This window comes from Rhizobium sp. 18065, assembly GCF_902706095.1.
Classification (GTDB): domain Bacteria; phylum Pseudomonadota; class Alphaproteobacteria; order Rhizobiales; family Rhizobiaceae; genus Allorhizobium.
In genome coordinates, this window is the sequence record NZ_CACSJP010000001.1 from 1,130,996 (window position 1) to 1,147,681 (window position 16,686).

Genomic DNA, 16,686 nt, shown 5'->3' on the forward strand with positions numbered 1-16,686 from the left:
CCAGTATCGGTACCAGTGCCGGGTGGGCGATGCCGGGTGGGCGGAGCCGGGCTTGTCCTGATCATGCCGCCCGCAGTTTCTCCAGCCGCAGCGCTCAGCCCCGCCGGTTGCCTTCGACGATCAGCGTGTCTGGATCCTGTGAGCCGTCGATCAGCTCTTGCGTCGCCTTGTCGGCCCATCGGTAGCCGAGGATCGCGCCCGTCGGCGTCTCTGCGATCAGGTTGTGGCTGACCACCACGCTGCCTGTGCCCTCGACGATGCTGATCATCACGCCGACCGGCGCCTTGCGGATGATATTGTCGGAGACGACGACATTGCGCAGATATGGCCCCCAGCCGAGCATCAGCCCGGCCTTGGCGGCATTCTCGACAACATTGCCGGTCACGGACGTCTCCGCTTCCACCGCGATGCCATAGCCGAACCCCGCGCCGTCATGCACATAGGGGCCCTCGGCGGTGACGTTGCGGACGATATTGCCGCTGACCGTGGCCAGCCGGCCGCCCTGGTCGAAATTGACCACCGAAATGCCATTGGCGGCGCCATCGACCAGATTGCCGGCAATCAGCGCGCCCTCGAACGAGAACTCGGCATAGATCGCCGTTTCGCCTGAACGCAGAACCTGGTTGCCGCTGATGATGACATTGGAGGCGGAATTCGCCCGGATGGCGGAAAAGGCGCAGTCCGTGACGTGATTGCCCTCGATCATCACGCCATCGGCGCGAAACAGGTTGATGCCATTGCCGTGCTGGCCGGTTCCGCCATCGGCGGCGGCGATCCTCGCGATGCGGTTGCCGGTCACCATCGTATTGTCGATGCCCTTGGTCCAGCGATGCACCAGGATGCCGCCATTGCCGCAGTCGCTGATCTCGTTGTCGCGGATGGTCATGGCGCGGCCCTCGACCGACCAGATCGCCGCCTTCGCCGCCCCGGTGATCCGGCTTGCCGCAATGCGCCCGCCGCAGCGCTCCAGTTGCACGCCGTATTTGCGGCTGCCGGCGATGGCGCAATTGTCGATCAGCACCTCTTCGACGCCGCGAAAGGCGAGCAGGCCTTCGGTATAATCGGCGATCCAGCGGTTGGCGCCGTCGAAGGTGATGCCCGAAAGGCTGACATGGCGCACGTCGCGGGCGGCCACCAGATGGCCGTCGCCGCGATAGGAAAGCCGCGTCGCGCCGGGCACGCCGGACAGGCGGGTGCCCTCCGGAAGATCGAGATTGGACACTTCATAGGTCCCCGCCGGCAGGAAGACCGGCTGCCCGGCCTTGGCGGCGGCATTGATCAGCGCCTGCAGCTTGCGGCTCTGGTCGTCGTCGGCGCCCGGCATGATCCCGGCATCGGCCGCATCGAACCCGCCACGCAGTTCGACATGACTGAGCGACTGCGCCGCTGCCAAGCCGCTGCACACCGCGGAAAAGCCCCCGGTCGCCCCGGTTACAACAAGGCCACCGAGGCCGGAGAGGATGCTGCGTCTGGTCGGCATGATCGTTTCCGGGGCGTAGAGCCGTTCAAGGCGGGGTGAGACGGCGTCCGGCCACCTGTGCCGGAAGGGTCCAAATCTGGCCGAAGCATCGGCCGACAGCAAGCCATGCACCCGGTTCACCCCGATTCATGGTGAATCCCGCCCGGAGATTGAGGATATTCATGACATGCCGGGCAATCTGCCGCATCGATCGTGGAAAACCGCAGTCCCCCGGCTCAAGGCATGCAGAAATACGCCTTTGCTCTGGTCGAATGGGCAAAACGATTTGCGCCAGATCAAGGACATCGCGTGCCGGGACCTTACTCTCTGCATCAAGCAAACAACGCCTGGGGGTCGAACATGCTGGGTCTGACTGCAGTCCTTTACATCCTCGTCGCAAGCGCGCTCGGCGGCGCTGCGGTGATCACCGTGCTCTCGCTGGACATGGTCCAGGGTTGGCATATCGCCGGCGCCTTCTTGGGCGGCTGTCTTGTCGCGCTGCCGGTCTCGATCTTGCTCGGGCGCAAGATCTACAGAGCGCTTCAGGGTCCGAAAGCCATCTGATTTTGCCTTCGGCGCGTGGATCGCACAAAACGTCGTCAGCTTTGGGCGAGGCAACGGCGATCATGGTGGAGCGTCCCGCGTCGACCGGCCGGTATTCTCTCGGGGGAGGGGATGCCGGCCGGATTGTCTTCGGCGTCCGCGCCAATGCCGGCGGTTGCCTTATTCGCCCTGCTCGAACTGGTCGAGCTGGGTTTCCAGCCCGACCGTAAACCGGTCATAGAGCGCGGCAAATTTCACGATGTCCTCCTGCGGCCATCCGGCGGTGGCCTCGACGATCAGCTCCCGCTTGATCTCCTCGATCTGCTCCAGCACCTGTTTGCCGGAAGCCGTCATGCGAACGATGCTGCGCCGTCCGTCCTCCTGCGAGGCGGCCCGCTCCAGCAGGCCTTGCTTCACCAGATCGGCAACGATCCGGCTGCCGCGCGACGGATCGATCCGCATCTGCTCGGCAATCGCGCCCACCGTCACCTCCTGATGCGGCGCCACGCGCTTGATCACGCCGATCGCATCGATATCGGACAATTCCAGCCCGGTGCCGATCCGCTTCAGCGCCATGCGGCCGACAAAACGCCGGCCGATCAGCAGTCGCATGCGCGTCATTGCCTGGCCGATCCCGGCAAGGGCCGGATCGGGACCATCATGTGTTGCGCCGCTGGCCTCTGGCCGCGTGTTTGCCGGATCATGCCTGTCTGTCATGGGCATCTGAATAGCAGGTTCCTCGCCGCTGTAAAATCAAAATGTATGATAATCGCATTTATATGCTGTTGACATATAATTTCCCTTGGCCCATTTTGAAGCCAACAGGAGCCCCCGATCCATGGACAATTCCGTATCCACCGCCGCGACGACACGCGTTGCCGTCGTCTCTCCCCCATCCTCTGCCCCGTCTTCCCCATCGCCCGATCTGTCCGCGCCAACAAGTCTTCCGCCGCTGGTGACGGACCCCAAGCTGCGCCTCGTCGTCTATCTGCTCCTGCTCGCCGCGATGTTCATGGCGACACTCGACAACCAGATCGTCTCGACCGCACTGCCGACCATCGTTGGCGAGTTCGGCGAACTGGAGCGTTTCGGCTGGGTCGGCTCGGCCTATCTGCTGACCACCAGCGCGGTCATGCCCCTCTACGGCAAGCTCGGCGATCTGTTCGGCCGCAAATACGTCATCATCGCCGCTGTTACCATTTTCACCCTTGGCTCGCTCGTCTGCGGCCTGGCCGTCTCGATGAACACGCTGATCGCCGCCCGCGTGCTGCAGGCGCTCGGCGGCGGCGGCATCATGGTGTCGATCTTCGCCATCAATGCCGATCTCTTCGAGCCGCGCGAACGCGCCCGGTACCAGAGCTATTCGAGCCTGGTGCTGATGGCGTCGGGTGCGCTCGGCCCGGTGCTTGGCGGCACGCTGTCGGATCTCTTCGGCTGGCGCTCGATCTTCCTGGTCAACCTGCCGATCGGCATCCTGGTGCTCGCCGGCCTGGTCTGGCTGCTGCCCTACCGCAAGCCGCATCGTCGCCCGAAGATCGATTATGCCGGTGCGCTGCTGCTTGCCGGTGCGGTCGCCAGCGTCGTGCTCTGGGCCGACAGCGGCCAGATCTTCGGCTCGCTCATTGCGCCTGAAAGCCTCGGCGTCGTCGCCTTCGGCGTGTTGTGCCTGATCGGTTGGATCTTCGTCGAGCGCCGGGTGCCCGAACCGGTCGTGCCGCTGTCGCTATTTTCCAGCCGCACGGTCAACCTGCTGCTGTGCATCTCGCTGGTCTCCGGCGCCATCGGCATCGGCTCGGTCAACTATGTCGCGCTCTTCCTGCAGACCACCACCGGCCTGTCGCCGTCGATGGCCGGCCTGCTGTTCATCGCCACCACCGGCGGCATCGCGCTCGGCTCGTTGTCGGCCGGCCGCATCATCTCGAAAACCGGTCGCTACAAGCCCTTCGCCATCGCCTCGACCGCGACCGGCATCGTCAGCCTCGCCGTCTTCAGCCAGATGCATGCCGGAACCCCGATCATACTGCTCGGTCTTGTCATGCTGCTGCAGGGCATCGGCGTCGGCATCGGCCAGCAGGTGCCGGTGATCGGCGTACAGAATGCCGCCTCCGGCGCCGATGTCGGCGCGGCCACCGGCACGGTAACGCTGACCCGCATGGGTGGTGCCGCCATCGCCATCTCCATCTACGGCGCGATAATCAGTGCCGGCCTTTCTCATGTCTCGATCGCATTGCCGGACGGCGGCGATTTCCGCAGTCTGACGCCACAGATGCTGTCGAACCTGCCGCAGGCGGTCCAGACCACAGTCGCCAACGCCTATTCCGACGCTTTCCTGCCGCTGTTTCTCACCGCATCCGGCATGATGGCGCTCGGCCTGATCGCAGCCGTCATGCTGCCCAATGTCCGCCTGCCGGTCGGCAAGGGCAAGTAGGCCTAGCGCAATTCCAGCAAAAGTGGGAACCGCTTTTGTGTCCGGAGTTTCGTGAAAACAAGGAGATAGAGCATTGAGGGCGACCGTTTTCGCCAGCATCCTCTGCGTTTAGCCGCAAAACAGCGGCAGAACGACCCTGATTTCGGCGCCCCCCGTGGGCGCCGTGTCGATGTCGATCCGCCCGGCATGGGCCTCGACCAGCGTGCGCACGATGGCCAGGCCAAGCCCCGCGCCACCGGTCTGGCGCGCCCGCGACGGCTCGCCGCGGATAAACGGTTCCAGCAGTGTCTGTCGCAGTTCGGCCGGGATGCCGGGACCTTCGTCGCGAACGGTGATCATTGCGTCCTGACCCGATACCGCAAGCCCGACATGCGCGACCCTGCCGTATTTGATCGCATTGTCGATCAGGTTCGACAGGATGCGCCGCAGCGCCAGCCGGTCGCCGAGCACCAGCACCTCGCCGGCAGGCAATGCCGGATCCAGAGCGACGGCCATGCCGTTGCGGCCCATGTCGGCAATATCCGAACGCAGCAGCGTGCCAAGGTCGATCAGTTCCTCGTCGAGTGCGCCACTGCCCGCCCGCGCACTGAGAAGTGCGTCGTCGAGCAGCCTGATCATGTCGTCGATATCCTTGATCGCCCGGTCGCGCTCGCGCGCCTCCGGAATTGCCTCGACCCTCAGTCTCAGCCGCGTGGCAAACGAGCGCACGTCGTGCTGCACGCCGGAAATCAGCGCCAGCCGGGTTCGCATCAAAATCTGCAACCTGTCCTGCAGTCTGCCGAAAGCGCGGATCAGGGTTGCGACATCCGGTGTGCGACCGGCGGTGCGGGGCAGGGGGATCGGCGGCCCGGAGGGATCGAACCGGTCGGCCGCCTGGGCGAGCTTCAGCAGCGGCCGGATTTCGATCTGCACCAGGACCAGCGTCAGCAGGGCGATCAGCGTGCCGACCAGCCCGGCGCCCATGCCGACCGGCAGTCCGGTCACGGTCGTGGCGAACGGCGGTCGGCTTTCGACGACCAGCACGCTGGCATCGGCAAGCCGGATGCGGAATTCGAGCGGCAGGCCCTGTCCGTTGCTGCGCCGCAAAGCCGGCACAATGCGTGCCCGGCGCTCGGGGCTTGCGATCGACAGAAGCCGGTCTCCCAGTGCCGTTTTGTAGTCTGCGAATTCGGCCGGTTCCGACAGTTCGCCGAGATCGCGCCGCGCCGCCGTCCCCGCATTTTGCAGCGTCAAGTCAAGGGTCGCCGATCGAACCGCCGCAAGCACCTGCGGCCGATCGACAGACGGCGTGCGTGACAAAAGGTCGGCCAGAGCCACGAGCTGGCCGGGGCTCGGATGCGGCGAGGCAGCGGTGCCGTTTGCCCGGTAGTAGCCGGCCAGGATGATGATCCACATCGCGATCAGGCAGGTCGCGCCGATCGCCAGCATGCGGGCCGTGAGGCCAAGCCGTGCCATCAATTGACCTGCCTGACGCTGGCGGTCAGCAGATAGCCGCCGTTGCGCACCGTGCTGATCAGACCGCTGCCGGGGCTGAGGCTGTCAAGCTTGCGGCGCAGCCGCGACACCAGGATGTCGACGGTGCGGTCCAGCGGGTCGCAGTTGCGCCCATGTGTCCAGTCGAGGATCTGGTCGCGCGACAGAACCCGCCTAGGCCGCAGCACGAAACAGGCCAGGAGGTCGAATTCGGCGCTGGTCAGCGCCGCCGGCTCATCCTCGAAGATCACCACCCGCGCGTCGATGTCGATGACGAAACGATCGAAGGCATAGCGGCGCACGATCGGCTGCTGTGCCGCCTGGTTCATGCCACTGCGCCGCAGCAGCGCCCGCACCCGTGCCAGAAGCTCGCGCGGCCCGAACGGCTTGGGCAGATAGTCGTCGGCGCCAAGTTCCAGCCCGACCACCCGGTCGGTCTCGTCGCTCTTTGCTGTCAGCATAAGGATCGGCACGGCCGAGTGGGCGCGCAGCCTGCGGCAGATCGAAAGCCCGTCTTCGCCCGGCATCATCAGGTCGAGGATGATCAGGTCGGGGCTGCCCTTCTGCAGTTCTGCATCCATCGCCCTGCCGCTTTCGGCCAGCCGCATCCGGAAGCCCTCGCGTTCGAGAAGCCGGCCGACGAGGTCGCGGATATCTGGGTCGTCATCGACCATCAGGATGGAAGTGCCTGGCAAGATGGAAGTGTCCGGTGTCGTCATGCCGCGAGGATGATCGGCAAGCCCTGCGAAATCAAGCGTGGCCGGGCCTTTGATACAAAACGCTACATTCGGTTTATCGGCCGGACAAATCAGTGGTCCAGTCTTTGCCCATCGACAGCCGATGCGCCGCAGGCGCATCAGATCCACCACGAGGAACCCGAGATGAACAAGACCGCTCTCCTGCTTGCCGCCATCGCCTCCCTTGCCATGGTTTCCGAAGCCTCGGCCTGGAGCCGCAACCGCAGCGTCTCCACCGCTCACGGCACCACGCATTTCAGCGCATCGGGGTCGTGCGCCGGCGGCAGCTGCAGCCGCAGCGCCACGCGCACCGGCCCCCGCGGCAACAGCCTGTCCGCCACCTCGTCGGCCACCTGCAGTTCTGCCAGCCAGAGCTGCAGCCGCAGCAAGACCTATACCGGTTCGAACGGCGGTTCCGCCACGGTCCAGAGCAGTGTCTCCAGATAGCACCTGATCCGGCAGGACGGAGCCGCGTCCGCTCCACGGCACCCGCCTGAGGACATGGAGACTGAGGACATAGAGAAGGAATAGACCATGATGAAACGAATGATCGTCGCGCTTGTCTGCCTGGCCGCGTTGACCGGCATTGTCGCGGCGCAGGAGGGAGTGAACGTCTCGCCGGAAATGCGCGCCAGGATCATTGCAGCCGGCAAGGCCTGCCGCCCTGATATCGGCAAGTTCTGCGCCACGGTCCAGCGCGGCGAGGGGCGCATTCTCCAGTGCCTCGTCACCCATGAGAAAAACCTTGAGCCCGATTGCCTCAACGCCATGAAAGCCATGCGCAATTCCTGATCCGATCCGGTAACCCATCTGGCGCGAGGCGGTGCGAAACACCAGCCTCGCGCCAGCCGCGACTGCCATGGTGCCACCGTCGAGGTCAGTCTGAATCGGTGGAAAATGGTGTCTCAATTCTTCTTGTCCGGCATGTCTCGTGGCCAGCCGATGCTCGCCCGTCTCTTCGGTCTTGCTGCAACCGGTCTGATGCTGTCGGCCCTTTCAAGCTGCATCCTGGTCACTGATACCAGCCGGATGAACATCGATGTCTTCCAGGACGAGGTCGCGCCCGTCTGGCATGATCCGGCCCGCACGCCGCCAGCCGCCACCCAGCCGGTGCCGCAGCGCCGCGAGCTTTACCAGACCCAATTCCACCAGACCTATGGTCTTCCCGTCACCAATCCGCTGCACCGGACCATGTATGGCGTGATCCGCGACAGTGATCACACGCTGCCGGCCATTCCGCTCGACCGCGTCAACCGCGACATGCTGCGCCAGGAGGTCGACTACCAGACCGCCGAGGTTCCGGGTACCATCGTCGTCGATACCAAGGCGCATTATCTCTATTTCGTCCAGGCGAGCGGCAAGGCGGTGCGTTACGGTGTCGGCCTCGGCCGCGACGGTTTTGCCTGGTCGGGCAGGGGCGTGATCGAGCGCAAGGCCAAATGGCCGCACTGGACGCCGTCCGACGAGATGGTCGCCCGCCAGCCGAACCTGAGGCCGGTTTCGGCATCTGAAGGCGGCATGGTCGCCGGCCTGAAGAACCCGCTCGGTGCCCGCGCGCTCTATATCTACCAGGATGGCAAGGACACGCTCTACCGCGTCCACGGCACGCCCGACTGGCAATCCGTCGGCAAGGCGACGTCGTCCGGCTGCGTGCGCATGTTCAACCAGGACGTCATCGATCTCTTCGACCGCGTGCCCAACAAGACGCCGATTGTTGTCATTTAGAGACAGGCCCGGACCGCAAATGCCCCTCTCGCAAAGTTGAAAGGGCTGCGCGGTTGCCTTTGCAGGTGCTTTCCTGTTTGCATCGCCATGGGGCGGAACAAAGCGCTGGCTGAGACGTCTAAGGGTGTCTCGCTGCATTGCTACAGGAAATCAGTATCTCCATGTCATCTTCGAATAACCTGACCCGACGCACGCTTCTGTCGCTGACGGGTCTTGGCGCGGCAAGTCTGCTCGCCAGCTGTGCCTCTTCCCGTCCGATCTCGCCGAGCCTGCGCCTTGACGGTCCCGTCGCGCGCCCGATGGTCGATGCGCCGCCAACCGGCCGCTCGCCCGAACTCGATGCCATGTATGGCGAAATCTTCGACGGCGGCTATGTCATCCCGGCCATCCCGTACTGGCAAATCCCGGAACGCTTCTATCGCCAGCAGGTCATCGACCCGACTGGCCAGCCGGCAGGCAGCATCGTTGTCGATACGCCGAACCGCTTCCTTTATCTCGTCGAGCCGGGTGGCACCGCGATGCGCTATGGCGTCGGCATCGGCCGCGAGGGCTTCGCCTGGCAGGGTACGGGCGTCATCCAGTGGCGGCAGAAATGGCCGAAATGGACCCCGCCGGACGAAATGGTCGCCCGCCAGCCGGAACTGGTCAAATATTCCATCGCCAATGGCGGCATGCCGCCCGGCCTGAAGAACCCGCTCGGCGCCCGCGCCCTGTATATCTTCCAGAATGGCGAAGACACGCTCTACCGCCTGCACGGCTCGCCGGAATGGAACTCGATCGGCAAGGCCGTCTCGTCAGGCTGCGTGCGCCTGATGAACCAGGACATCATCGACCTCTATGAGCGCGTGCCCAACAAGGCCAAGGTCCAGGTCTGGCAGTAACCGCAACCACCCTCCCCTTGAGGGGGAGGGTGGCTAGGGCGCCCCGGCTCGTCTCAAGCTTGAAGGAGAGGTCACCGCAAGGCGGCGGCTGGGCTGGTCTTCGTCCTGCTACGCGCTCAAGGCGAATAGGCAAGTGGCTTGCCCCCGACGGCGGCCGCCATCTCTCCCCCTGCGGGAGAGAATGGAATTTCAGCATCTTAGCGCAAGCGAAGTGCTAGAAATTCCAAGAGAGGGGCTGTTTCCGATCCTGCCCAGTCGTCCCCCTTCCAACTCCCTACACCTCATCCCCCAATTGCGCCTGCAGCCGTTTGAGGCTGTCGCGCAGGGTGACAACCTCATCAAGCGAACAGCCGGTCTGCTCGCCGATCGCGCGAAACACGCCGACGGCCTGTTTCTTCAACGCCCGGCCGGTGTCGGTGAGGGTGATGAATACCTGCCGCTCGTCGGCCGCATCGCGGCGGCGTGCGACATGGCCGGCCTGTTCCAGTCGCTTCAGCAGGGGTGACAGCGTGCCGGAATCAAGTCCGACCTTTTCGCCGAGCGCCTTCACCGGCACATCGTCGGTTTCCCACAGCGCCATCATCACCAGATACTGTGGATAGGTCAGTCCCAGCGGCGTCAACAGTGGCTTGTAGGCGCGGGTAAACGCATGCGCTGCGCCGTAGAGCGCAAAGCACAGTTGCTTGTCGAGCGTCAGTTCTTTTTCCAGCGTTTCGTCGTCCATGGTTTGATCGAACCTCCAGAGACACAGATCTGTATTCGACTGTGTCGGAAAGATTATTTTCATGCAATGCGCAAAAAACAATTGCACACAATTCAATTGTGCAATATATAAACTCTATCGCAACGCAAGACAAGGACACACATCATGGCTATCCTCTACACCGCACATGCTTCCGCCACCGGTGGCCGTACCGGCCACGCCGTCAGCGACAATGGCGTCCTTGACGTCGCGCTGACCACGCCCAAGGAACTCGGCGGCGATGGCGCCACCGGCACCAATCCCGAACAGTTGTTTGCCGCCGGCTATTCCGCCTGCTTCCTCGGCGCGCTGAAATTTGTCGCCGGCAAGGAAAAGGTGAAGCTCTCGGAAGACACCAAGGTTTACACCGATGTCGGTATCGGCCCGCGCGCCGACGGCGGCGGTTTCGAGATCGATGTGAAGATCTCCGTCGAGATCCCCGGCGTCGAGCGCGAACTGGCGGAAAAGCTGGTCGCCGCCGCCCATATCGTCTGCCCCTACAGCCACGCCATGCGCACCTCGACCGAAGTGCCGGTCTCCGTCCGCTGATTTTCGACCCTTGCCAGCCTCGTGCCAGCCTCGTGGCCACATAGGCATTCATGCTGGCCGATGAACCGGTTTTCCTCCGGCCGGTTCATCGCCGTCGATCCATCGCCTGACGGACGATCCACCGTCTGAAGGCCGGCCCGGTCTCTGCGCCGGGCCGGCCTTTTGCTTTTCGGTCGGCCATCTTGCCGCCGGAAAGAAAACGCCTATACCCTTTCCCGAGGAAAGGATGCCCCATGCTGTTCGAGACCAATGACGCGCCTGATCATGGCGTTTCGGAAGCCATCACGGTCACCAGGGCGGTCATCGGTGCCGCCGAGCGACTGGGCCTGTCAGCGCGCCAGCTCTCGGTGATCCTGGGTCTTTCGGAAGCCTCGCTGTCGCGCATGAAGCGGCTCGAATTCCGCCTCGAGCGCGGCACCAAGCCCTTCGAACTCGGGCTTCTGCTCATCCGCCTGTTCCGCGCTCTCGATGCTGTCACCGGTGGCGATGAACTGGTCGCCCGCGCCTGGCTGAAGAATGGCAACAGCGTACTGGGTGGCATTCCCGCCGAACGCATGTCCACGGTTGCCGGTCTGGTCGATGTGCTGGCCTATCTCGATGCCCGCCGTGCGCTCGTCTGAACCGCGGCCGTTCAGCGGTACCATCTGGCGCGTGGTCGGGGCCCAACACCAGGCGTCGGTGATGAAACTTGTCGACAGTGTCGAAGAACAGGCTTTGCTCGAACGCCTGCTGGAAGAGACGAAACCGGCCCTGCCGCGCGAATGCGCCGGGCTCGACCCGCTGCTGTCTGCGCCATTCCGCTACGGCGCACCCGATCCTGGCGGTTCACGTTTCCGTAGGGCAGGGCGCACGCCCGGCGTCTTCTACGGTGCCGAGACCGTCGAGACAGCGCTGGCCGAGATGGTCTTGTACCGGCTGTTGTTTTTCGCTGAATCGCCGGACACGCCGCTGCCGTCGGCCCCTCTGGATTTCATCGGATTTGCAGCCGCGATCGATACACAGCATTGCGTGGATCTGCTGATCGAGCCGTCGCTGCGCGATGACGCTCATGCGCTGGTCGACAAGGACCACGCCGCCGGCCAGGCACTCGCCGATGCCGCCCGCGACGCTGGCGTCGAGGTGATCCGCCATGTTTCGGTCGACGTCCCAATCATCGGCACGCATCTGGCGCTGCTCTCGCCCAAAGCGTTTGCCACCAACGAACCGGTCGAGCGCGAGCTCTGGCGCATCCGCTTCTCCGAAGCAGGCATCTCCGCCCTTTGCGATTTTCCCCGCCGAAGGATCGGCTTTCCACGGTCGGATTTTTCGGCTGATGCCCGGCTGAGGGCACGCTTCGGCTGAGGATCTGGCGCCTGCAGCCTTGCCGGCGGGCGCAATTGCCCGCATGATATGGATTGTCTGAAACAGGTTAGGTTGGTGCGGTTGGCCCAACCCCCGCGTCCGCGGGTCCTTCCGTCGTTCCTGCGGCGGCCCAAGACCTTCAACGTCGTGCAATAGCGCGCGGCGAACGAAAGGATCTTGATCATGCAGCAGCAGGTCTCTGTGATAACGCTTGGCGTTACCGACCTCCCGCGTTCCAGACGTTTTTATACCGGCGGCTTCAGCTGGGGCCCGGTCTTCGAAAACGAAGACATCATCTTTTATCAGATGAACGGTTTTGTCCTCGCAACCTTCAGACTGTCGGCGCTGGAGGAGGACATGGGGCGTATCGGCCTGTGCACGCCCGGTGCGTCGGCACTTGGCCACAACGTTGCGGAAAAGGATGATGTCGAGGTGGTCATGGGCCGCCTGCTCGGTGCCGGCGGGCGTCTGCTGCGTGCCGCCGATGCTCCGGCGCATGGCGGATTTCGTGGTTATGTTGCCGATCCTGACGGCCATGCCTGGGAAGTTGCCTGGAACCCCGCCTGGGCGATTGATGCGCGTGGGCTGGTGACCTTCGGCCTGTAGCGACGGGTCACGCCGCCGTCGTCACCTTCCGGGGAGGGGCGGCGGCGACAGACCCTTACCCGCTGACCTCCAGCATACCTTGCCGCACGACATCCGCATCGACCGTCATCGTCGCCTCGATCTCGGCATGCACCGCGCGCCAGATCGGTACGGCGGCGGAAAGCACGGCGGTGCCGTCCGGGGTCAGCTTCAGCCGCCTGCCGCGTTTGTCCTTCGGATCCGGCTCGACCGTGATCCAGCCACGCCGCTCGAGCGGTTTCAATGCAGCCGTGAGCGTCGTGCGGTCCATGGCGAGCAGCCGCGCGACCGGCCCCATCGGCGGCGGCTCCGGCCGGTTCAGCGCCATCATCAGGGAAAATTGCTGATTGGTCAGGCCCAGCGCCTTCAAGGCCGTATCGAAGCGCCGGCCAAGTGCTCGGGCGGCGCGCTGCGCGTGCAGGCACAGGCAGGCGTCGCGGATATGCAGGGTGGTCGAATAGGGAATCGGCGGGGCATTTGACATAAGTTATTTATGTTGATATCAACCTAAATGTCAAGAGGAGGACGAGGAAATGGAACATTCTGTCGTATCGCGTGACGAGTGGCTGGATGCCCGAAAGGCGCTGCTGGCGAGTGAAAAACAGATGACCCGCCTGCGCGACAAAGTGAACGCCGAGCGGCTCGCGCTGCCCTGGGTCAGGGTCGACAAGGATTATGCGTTTGACACGCCGACCGGCTCCAGGAGCCTGGCCGACCTGTTCGACGGACGCAGCCAGCTGGAAATCTATCATTTCATGTTCGGTCCGGATTGGGAGGCCGGTTGCCCCGGCTGCTCGTTCTTCGCCGATCACATCGATGGCATGCTGCCGCATCTCAACAACCACGACGTCACCTTCGTCTGCATCTCGCGGGCGCCGCTCGACAAGATCGAGGCCTACAAGCACCGGATGAGCTGGAACTTCCCCTGGTTCTCGTCTTTCGGCAGCGATTTCAACTTCGATTATCATGTCTCGTTCACGCCCGAGCAGCTGGAATCCGGCAGTGTCTTCTATAATTTCCGCGAAACCCCGCGCGAAGATGCCCATGACGAACTGCCCGGTCTGTCGAGCTTCTATCGCAACGAAAAAGGTGAGATCTTCCACACCTATTCGCAATATGCCCGGGGTGGCGAAGAAGGCCTCGGTGCGCTGATGATGCTCGATTCCGCACCGCTCGGCCGCAACGAAACCTCGACGTTGAGTTTCGTCAAGCGCAAGGACGAATACGAACAGAAGCCGGTGGCGGCCGCCTGTTGCCACTGACGTTTCCTGGCAAGGCTGCAAACCTGGATCTGCATCTCGAACGGCGTCAACCGCAAACGCAAAGTGCATCACCGATGAACGCGCTTCATCGGTGATGCACTTTCCGCAATGGGAGGAATTCATCATGGAATTTGCAAAACCCCGCGAAGAACATCGCTTTCTCGACAGGCTGATTGGCGACTGGATCTATACCAGTTCCACCGGCCACAAGGACTATGACGTCAATGATCCGGACAAGGTCTGGACCGAGACGGTTCGCTCGATCGGCGGCCTCTGGGTCCTCTCTGAAGCCGAGGGCGGCATGGGAGATGGCAGCCGCTCTTCGATGATCATGACACTTGGCTATGATCCGCGTCTCGGGCACTATGTTGGAACCTGGATCGGGTCTATGATGGACAAGCTCTGGGTCTACAAGGGCTGGGTCGAGGACAATGGTCAGACGCTCGTGCTGGAGGCGGAGGGGCCGTCGTTCGAAGATCCGTCAAGGACGGAGGTCTACCGCGATGTCATTCACTTCCACGATGATGACCACCGGTCGTTCTCCGGCAGCGTCCGCAAGCCGGATGGCAGTTTCCATGTTTTCATGACCAGCGAAAGCAAGCGCCGCGGCTGAAGCGGCCAACAGGGAGAACACCATGCACAGCATGCACGGCAAGTTTATCTGGTATGAACTGATGACCAGCGACACCGCTGGGGCGGCGAAATTTTATGGCGAGGTTGCCGGCTGGACCGCCAAGGACAGCGGCATGGCCGATATGGACTACACCATCCTGTCGATTGCCGGCTCCGAAATGGGTGTTGCCGGCATGTTGCCGCTGACCGACGAGGTCAAGGCGCGCGGCGTTCCCTCGAATTGGACCGGATATGTTGCCGTCGACAATGTCGACCGGGTTGCCGACCACTTCGTCAGCGATGGCGGCAAGGTGGTGCACGGCCCGATCGACATTCATGGTGTCGGCCGCTTCGCCGTGCTTGCCGATCCGCAGGGTGCTGTCCTTGCCGTGATGACGCCGATCATTCCGGCCGGCGGTGTGCCGCCCGAGCCGGCGCCTGATACGCCCGGCACCTTCGGCTGGCGCGAACTGATGGCCCGCAACGGTTCGGAAGCCTTCGATTTTTATTCCGGCATCTTCGGCTGGCAGAAGGATACTGCCGTCGACATGGGTCCGATGGGAATCTATCAGCTGTTCCGCAAGGACGATCAGGTGATCGGCGGAATGATGACCAAACCCGCCGAGGTGCCGCTCCCCTGCTGGGGCTACTACGTCAATGTCGACGCGATCGATGCCGCTGTCGCGCGGGTGACGAAAGCCGGCGGCACGGTGATCCAGGAACCGATGGAAGTCCCCGGTCCCGCCTGGATCATCCAGGCCATCGACCCCCAGGGCGCCTATTTCGCCCTGGTCGCGCCCAAGCGCTGACCGCTTTTGCGCCCGCCTCACGTCTCGACCCTATGCCCGCTCGCAGGCAGAGGGGAAGGATACGGCTGTGCTTGCCATATCATGTCCTGCAGGTGCCGGCATAGGCATGAGAGGTAAGGCAGACGAGGACAGGGCAGGCCGGCGAGGGGGGCGAAGGGGAGGCGGCTCGCTCAACCACCGCCATGGCCAATGTCCGTCGAAACGGCAAGCGAGAAGTCATGACACTCCGACAGGCAAAACGCAGCTGTCGGTGGGCAGACCGTGATCAAATATAGGTGAGCTCGCCCGATCTGAAGATCAGGCCAAAGACCGGAGCCGAAGCTGGGCTGGGCGGCATTATGCTTTGGTCGTGGCAGTCTTGCGTGGCGCGCGTGTCTTTTTCGGTGCCGGTGGTGCCACGGCCTGCTCGGCCTCACGCTGCATGCGAAGCGCGCGTAGCGCTTCGGTCTTGCGGTCGCGTTGCTTGACTTCCTGCTCGATGATCGCGCGCGCGGCGCTGTCGGTCGTCGTCGCCTTGTCCTGGGCGGCGATTTTCTCGGGCTTGAAGAATTTGTCCTTGGTCGCTGTCATATCCGTCCTTCCTCCACGCTATGGGCCGTCATGGTTTCGGCCTTCACGGTATCGGTCGTCGTTTTGGATGGGTGTATTCTTGCGTGCAAGCTGACCTGAGTGACAGGCAGCGGCGGGCGCGCCAGAGGCGCGCGCCCGAACCCATGGCCCCTTAGCGGGCGGGACGCAGCACCTTCTTCGGCGCCGGCAGCAGGCCTTCGCGCTGCAGCTTCTTGCGCTGAAGCTTGCGCTGGCGACGAATGGCTTCAGCCTTTTCGCGCGTGCGCTTTTCCGAAGGCTTTTCATAAGCGCTGCGGGTCTTCATTTCACGGAACAGGCCTTCGCGCTGCATCTTCTTCTTGAGAACGCGCAGGGCTTGGTCGACATTGTTATCTCGGACGAGGACTTGCAAATTCGCTTCCTTTCCGGGCTGTGAGCCCGCGAGTTTGAATGGGCGGAATATGGGATGAACGGCAAATGCGCCATTCCCCTCGAATGATCCCGGAAAAGTGCCGAAATCGCTGTAAATGGCCTTTCGGCCGAAAACAATAAAAAGGCCGGGCAAAACCCGACCTCTTCCTGTCACTCAGCCGACCGTTCCGGAAAACCCGTGGTCGGCAGGGCGAGCGACAAAATCAAGCGGCGCGAAGGTTGTCGGCAGAGCTCTTGCCCGTGCGCTTGTCCTTGACGATTTCGTATTCGACCTTCTGGCCTTCGGTCAGCTCGCGCATGCCCGAACGCTCGACGGCAGAGATATGAACGAAAACGTCAGCAGAACCTTCGTCAGGCTGAATGAAGCCGAAGCCCTTGGTGCTGTTGAACCACTTAACGGTACCTGTGCTCATAACGATTCCCTTTCAATCGTTGGACTAACCGGAGAGATATTCGACCGGCCTATCGATCTTGAGAGGAAATCTGGCGTGCGCCGCTGGCGCGTAGACAAAGGTCACTA

At 63.2% G+C, this 16,686-nt stretch carries 22 protein-coding genes; 13 read left to right on the plus strand and 9 right to left on the minus strand.

Annotated features, from left to right (window positions below):
- Positions 1-94: 94 nt before the first annotated feature.
- Positions 95-1,480 (minus strand): TIGR03808 family TAT-translocated repetitive protein, encoded by a 1,386-nt coding sequence (locus tag GVK95_RS05410; protein WP_159947271.1) that lies wholly within the window; start codon positions 1,478-1,480, stop codon positions 95-97.
- Between the two features lie 339 nt (positions 1,481-1,819).
- Between GVK95_RS05410 and GVK95_RS05415 the strand changes: the two genes are divergently transcribed.
- On the plus strand, positions 1,820-2,023 hold the full coding sequence (locus GVK95_RS05415) for a hypothetical protein (protein WP_007599635.1): 204 nt from the start codon (positions 1,820-1,822) through the stop codon (positions 2,021-2,023).
- A gap of 159 nt (positions 2,024-2,182) precedes the next feature.
- Here the strand turns inward: GVK95_RS05415 and GVK95_RS05420 are convergent, their stop codons facing one another.
- Positions 2,183-2,719, minus strand: a complete 537-nt coding sequence (locus tag GVK95_RS05420) for a MarR family winged helix-turn-helix transcriptional regulator (protein ID WP_244618642.1) — start codon at positions 2,717-2,719, stop codon at positions 2,183-2,185.
- Positions 2,720-2,840: 121 nt separating this feature from the next.
- Between GVK95_RS05420 and GVK95_RS05425 the strand changes: the two genes are divergently transcribed.
- Complete coding sequence (locus GVK95_RS05425) at positions 2,841-4,430, plus strand: MDR family MFS transporter (RefSeq protein WP_244618643.1); 1,590 nt, start codon at positions 2,841-2,843, stop codon at positions 4,428-4,430.
- 108 nt (positions 4,431-4,538) lie between these two features.
- On the opposite strand, the gene GVK95_RS05430 is transcribed toward GVK95_RS05425, so the two are convergent.
- Entirely contained in the window at positions 4,539-5,885 is a 1,347-nt protein-coding gene (locus tag GVK95_RS05430) for an ATP-binding protein (RefSeq protein WP_159947275.1), read from the minus strand.
- Entirely contained in the window at positions 5,885-6,577 is a 693-nt protein-coding gene (locus tag GVK95_RS05435) for a response regulator transcription factor (RefSeq protein ID WP_159947500.1), read from the minus strand. The genes GVK95_RS05430 and GVK95_RS05435 overlap by 1 nt, the downstream gene beginning before the upstream one ends.
- Before the next feature lie 207 nt (positions 6,578-6,784).
- Here GVK95_RS05435 and GVK95_RS05440 point away from each other — a divergent pair, with 207 nt between their 5' ends.
- The 4 genes from GVK95_RS05440 to GVK95_RS05455 all read left to right on the plus strand — a co-directional run bounded on the left by GVK95_RS05440 (position 6,785) and on the right by GVK95_RS05455 (position 9,246).
- Positions 6,785-7,087, plus strand: a complete 303-nt coding sequence (locus GVK95_RS05440; RefSeq protein WP_159947277.1) for a hypothetical protein — start codon at positions 6,785-6,787, stop codon at positions 7,085-7,087.
- Positions 7,088-7,174: 87 nt separating this feature from the next.
- On the plus strand, positions 7,175-7,432 hold the full coding sequence (locus GVK95_RS05445) for a cysteine rich repeat-containing protein (protein WP_159947279.1): 258 nt from the start codon (positions 7,175-7,177) through the stop codon (positions 7,430-7,432).
- Between the two features lie 150 nt (positions 7,433-7,582).
- Positions 7,583-8,365 (plus strand): L,D-transpeptidase, encoded by a 783-nt coding sequence (locus GVK95_RS05450; RefSeq protein WP_159947502.1) that lies wholly within the window; start codon positions 7,583-7,585, stop codon positions 8,363-8,365.
- Between the two features lie 161 nt (positions 8,366-8,526).
- Positions 8,527-9,246 carry a L,D-transpeptidase gene (locus tag GVK95_RS05455; RefSeq protein ID WP_159947281.1) on the plus strand — a complete coding sequence of 240 codons (720 nt, stop codon included), beginning with the start codon at positions 8,527-8,529 and terminating at the stop codon, positions 9,244-9,246.
- 274 nt (positions 9,247-9,520) lie between these two features.
- Here the strand turns inward: GVK95_RS05455 and GVK95_RS05460 are convergent, their stop codons facing one another.
- Positions 9,521-9,970 carry a MarR family transcriptional regulator gene (locus GVK95_RS05460; protein ID WP_159947283.1) on the minus strand — a complete coding sequence of 150 codons (450 nt, stop codon included), beginning with the start codon at positions 9,968-9,970 and terminating at the stop codon, positions 9,521-9,523.
- A 144-nt stretch (positions 9,971-10,114) separates the two neighbouring features.
- Between GVK95_RS05460 and GVK95_RS05465 the strand changes: the two genes are divergently transcribed.
- The 4 genes from GVK95_RS05465 to GVK95_RS05480 all read left to right on the plus strand — a co-directional run bounded on the left by GVK95_RS05465 (position 10,115) and on the right by GVK95_RS05480 (position 12,484).
- Positions 10,115-10,537, plus strand: a complete 423-nt coding sequence (locus GVK95_RS05465) for an organic hydroperoxide resistance protein (protein WP_159947285.1) — start codon at positions 10,115-10,117, stop codon at positions 10,535-10,537.
- Positions 10,538-10,770: 233 nt separating this feature from the next.
- Entirely contained in the window at positions 10,771-11,157 is a 387-nt protein-coding gene (locus GVK95_RS05470; protein ID WP_159947287.1) for an MbcA/ParS/Xre antitoxin family protein, read from the plus strand.
- Positions 11,117-11,878: an RES family NAD+ phosphorylase gene (locus GVK95_RS05475; protein ID WP_159947289.1), complete on the plus strand. Its 762-nt coding sequence runs from the start codon at positions 11,117-11,119 to the stop codon at positions 11,876-11,878. The genes GVK95_RS05470 and GVK95_RS05475 overlap by 41 nt, the downstream gene beginning before the upstream one ends.
- 183 nt (positions 11,879-12,061) lie before the next feature.
- A complete protein-coding gene (locus GVK95_RS05480) occupies positions 12,062-12,484 on the plus strand; it encodes a VOC family protein (protein WP_159947291.1) in 423 nt (140 codons plus the stop codon).
- A gap of 55 nt (positions 12,485-12,539) precedes the next feature.
- On the opposite strand, the gene GVK95_RS05485 is transcribed toward GVK95_RS05480, so the two are convergent.
- Positions 12,540-12,986, minus strand: coding sequence for a MarR family transcriptional regulator (locus GVK95_RS05485; protein ID WP_159947293.1), 447 nt, complete (start codon positions 12,984-12,986; stop codon positions 12,540-12,542).
- A 49-nt stretch (positions 12,987-13,035) separates the two neighbouring features.
- On the opposite strand from GVK95_RS05485, the gene GVK95_RS05490 reads away from it, so the two are divergent.
- The 3 genes from GVK95_RS05490 to GVK95_RS05500 all read left to right on the plus strand — a co-directional run bounded on the left by GVK95_RS05490 (position 13,036) and on the right by GVK95_RS05500 (position 15,185).
- Positions 13,036-13,764, plus strand: a complete 729-nt coding sequence (locus GVK95_RS05490; RefSeq protein WP_159947295.1) for a thioredoxin family protein — start codon at positions 13,036-13,038, stop codon at positions 13,762-13,764.
- Between the two features lie 124 nt (positions 13,765-13,888).
- Complete coding sequence (locus GVK95_RS05495) at positions 13,889-14,377, plus strand: DUF1579 domain-containing protein (RefSeq protein WP_159947297.1); 489 nt, start codon at positions 13,889-13,891, stop codon at positions 14,375-14,377.
- Positions 14,378-14,399: 22 nt separating this feature from the next.
- On the plus strand, positions 14,400-15,185 hold the full coding sequence (locus tag GVK95_RS05500) for a VOC family protein (RefSeq protein ID WP_159947299.1): 786 nt from the start codon (positions 14,400-14,402) through the stop codon (positions 15,183-15,185).
- 336 nt (positions 15,186-15,521) lie between these two features.
- Here the strand turns inward: GVK95_RS05500 and GVK95_RS05505 are convergent, their stop codons facing one another.
- The 3 genes from GVK95_RS05505 to GVK95_RS05515 all read right to left on the minus strand — a co-directional run bounded on the left by GVK95_RS05505 (position 15,522) and on the right by GVK95_RS05515 (position 16,579).
- A complete protein-coding gene (locus tag GVK95_RS05505; protein ID WP_159947301.1) occupies positions 15,522-15,755 on the minus strand; it encodes a hypothetical protein in 234 nt (77 codons plus the stop codon).
- Between the two features lie 151 nt (positions 15,756-15,906).
- Positions 15,907-16,146, minus strand: coding sequence for a 30S ribosomal protein S21 (gene rpsU, locus GVK95_RS05510; protein ID WP_007599597.1), 240 nt, complete (start codon positions 16,144-16,146; stop codon positions 15,907-15,909).
- A 223-nt stretch (positions 16,147-16,369) separates the two neighbouring features.
- Positions 16,370-16,579, minus strand: coding sequence for a cold-shock protein (locus tag GVK95_RS05515; protein WP_007599595.1), 210 nt, complete (start codon positions 16,577-16,579; stop codon positions 16,370-16,372).
- Between the last annotated feature and the right edge of the window lie 107 nt (positions 16,580-16,686).